Source organism: Streptococcus pseudopneumoniae, assembly GCF_001072925.1.
In the GTDB taxonomy this organism is placed as follows: domain Bacteria; phylum Bacillota; class Bacilli; order Lactobacillales; family Streptococcaceae; genus Streptococcus; species Streptococcus pseudopneumoniae_Q.
In genome coordinates, this window is record NZ_JVHE01000076.1 from 1 (window position 1) to 502 (window position 502).

The 502-nt window shown below is 38.0% G+C and carries 1 protein-coding gene; it reads right to left on the bottom strand.

Features of this window, described 5'->3' with window-relative positions; genetic code table 11:
- Positions 1–411, bottom strand: a 411-nt coding sequence (locus ADH81_RS04275; RefSeq protein WP_161800921.1) for a transposase family protein, incomplete at its 3' end; no start/stop codon positions are given.
- Positions 412–502 lie beyond the last annotated feature (91 nt).

Consider the following 502-nt stretch of genomic DNA (forward strand, 5'->3'; position numbering starts at 1 on the left):
TTTACGAATGACTGTCGAAGTAGAGACAGATAGACTTTCTGCGATAGCCGTCATAGGGACTTTCTCGATTAATTTTTGAGTGATTTTCTGGTTGACGATGGTCGCGATTTGGTGATTCTTTTTGACTAAGGAAGTCTCTGCGACAGCTATTTTCCCGCAGACTTTACAACGGAAACGGCGTTTTCTCAATCGAATGAGTGTCTTATAGCCTGCACACTCTAGATAGGGGATTTTAGATTCTTTCTGGAAGTCATATTTAGTCATTTGCCCTAGGCAGTGATGACACTTAGGAGCAGGATAATCTAGCTTAGCGATGACTTCTTTATGAGTTCCAGCATCAAGATAATCCAAGATTTTGATGTTCTTGTCTTTAATTCCGAGTAAGTTTGTGATAAAATTTAATTGTTCCATAAGATTCTTTCTAATGATGGTTTGGTCGCTTTTCATTATAGGTCTTATGGGACTTTTTTTCTACAACAAAATAGGCTCCATAATTCCTATG